This is a genomic window from Rhodocytophaga aerolata (assembly GCF_030503435.1).
Taxonomy (GTDB): domain Bacteria; phylum Bacteroidota; class Bacteroidia; order Cytophagales; family 172606-1; genus Rhodocytophaga; species Rhodocytophaga aerolata.
In genome coordinates this window covers 1-1,980 of sequence record NZ_JAUKPO010000135.1, presented here as the reverse complement: position 1 = coordinate 1,980, position 1,980 = coordinate 1, and the positions used below count along the sequence as shown (strand labels likewise).

Sequence of the window (1,980 nt, the reverse complement as noted above, 5' to 3'; positions counted from 1 at the left end):
AAAGCTAATTCATTTTGAGCCCTTTATGCTTTTACTAATCCATAGTTCACGTTATGTTTAATATGCAAACCCTACTGATAGCAGCTGCCACACCTGCCATGACAAACAAGTGCGACAAACGTAAGGCCTGTTATCAAATTAATCGCAATGTGAGTCTAGAAAGCCTGAAACGAAACTTGTCTACTATATTCACCGCCGGGCCATCTTTACTGAAAGCTACACTTGCTTTTCTTCTTAGCCGTTCCCTGCAAAGCCTAGAAAGAGTAAGGTTGTTTAGAAGTAAGCCAAGAAAGGAAAAAATCCTAAGAGCCAACAACAGACATCAGACCGAGTACAGTTATAAGCCGGCTATTTAAAGGACTCAACAGGCGTTCATTGAAAAATAGGGATATCTTGATAGCTTGTAGACAAGCAGGGCTGACTATGCCCGTTTACTTAGTAGCCTTAATTCTCTTAGCCTAAATAGGACTAAACTTATATTTATTTTCTTTCCAAACATGTGATTTTAGCAGTCTAAAAAATAGTGAATTTAGCTTAACTCAACGGCATTGGTAAGGTGTTAGGGTGCGTTCTTTATTTTATTTCCTTTTCTATCAATTTCAAACCACTCCTCGCTTTCAACTCTCCTGTGTTCGTCCCCATCCATGTATTCAACTGCCTCAAAAGTAACCTCCGCCTTACCCTGATAGAACTGCTTGGCATAATCATAGATACATGGGATTACTACCTTGCCTGTTTCATTGGCGTAACCCATTTTCCCATTCCGACTGACTCTAGTTAATCCTTCTACAAATGGTTCTGGCCCATTATCGAACATTACTAGGTCGAAGAGTACTTTTTGATCACGGTTGATGGCAATCTGTCTACCAAAGGTACTATCATTAGGATATTCAATGACATTGGCATAATGAATTAAGGAGTCAGTCCCATAATAGGCATATTTTCCTAGTGGAATAATCGTATCTCCTTTTAAGTTTACATAAGCAACCCTTGAACCATATTCTAAAAACTCTTCGTCAGTAACCGCCACTAAAATTGATTTCTCTAAAGTGTCGGTTTCAACAAGGTCAAAATACTGATAGTTAGTAATCGCCTGATCAATCTCTTGTCGACAAGAAGAGAGACTCAAAATCGCAACTCCAACTAATGCAATTGCTGTAATTTTCATTTCTTAATGCACACTTATGGATCAAGGCTACTCGACGACTATGCCATTTGCGTTAGCCTTTGATATAGGCGGCAAGTTGGTCGAAGGTAGCCGGTGTTGGCGGTTCGTATTTTATATTTTCTGCTTAAACTTTTCTTTAAGATACTGCTTCTTTTTCTCCATTCTGTGCTCATAGAGATATTGTAATTCTTGTACTTGTACTTGAGCCAATTCAAGATTCATTAATGCTCCCGGTTGAGGGGAAGGTGTCTTGTCTGATGGTAGATAAATAACATGTTTTAAGATGTATTCTCCAAGCATCAGCATCTCTCCTTGACACCCTGATTGATAATAAACAAAGGTGATCGTATCATTCAAAACTTGACTTAGTAAACTATACTTATCTAGGCTTGATTGCTTTACTAAGGCTTCATAAGCAGTCGCTTTCACGACTCCATTTGGGTACTCAAGGAGTTTTATCAATTCATTTTCCTTAGCATTGTTCATTAACCACTCTCTTGTGTACCATTGTTGAGGCGTTGTTGCTGCAATTCCAACAAACTCACCCGGTATGGCTCCATATTCTTCAATTATTCGCACACTATCTCTCATCTGGGGTCTCATCTCTGTCCAACTATAACTCAAACTAGGTTTGTAATAAATAGACCAAATAGAAAGGAGCACAGCGATTAACAGAGTACCAATTGGTAGCATCTTAGACCAATTACTAATTTGTGAAACTCTATTTCCTTTTCTGTTTTTCATATTTTATGACCACCAGTTAAACTCAGTACAGGAGTCGCCTCCTGTACTGGTCTTCAGAACCGGACTTG

General features: G+C 38.8%; 2 protein-coding genes. Both read right to left on the bottom strand.

Going from position 1 to position 1,980, the window contains the following annotated elements:
- Window positions 1–559 precede the first annotated feature (559 nt).
- Window positions 560–1,168 carry a WG repeat-containing protein gene (locus Q0590_RS37140; protein ID WP_302042749.1) on the bottom strand — a complete coding sequence of 203 codons (609 nt, stop codon included), beginning with the start codon at window positions 1,166–1,168 and terminating at the stop codon, window positions 560–562.
- A gap of 111 nt (window positions 1,169–1,279) precedes the next feature.
- Window positions 1,280–1,912, bottom strand: coding sequence for a hypothetical protein (locus tag Q0590_RS37135; RefSeq protein ID WP_302042748.1), 633 nt, complete (start codon window positions 1,910–1,912; stop codon window positions 1,280–1,282).
- Between the last annotated feature and the right edge of the window lie 68 nt (window positions 1,913–1,980).

Excerpts from the sequence above, each read along its gene's own strand:
- Q0590_RS37140 (WP_302042749.1), bottom strand. The coding sequence starts at position 1,168 with ATGAAAATTACAGCAATTGCATTAGTTGGAGTTGCGATTTTGAGTCTC.
- Q0590_RS37135 (WP_302042748.1), bottom strand. The coding sequence starts at position 1,912 with ATGAAAAACAGAAAAGGAAATAGAGTTTCACAAATTAGTAATTGGTCT.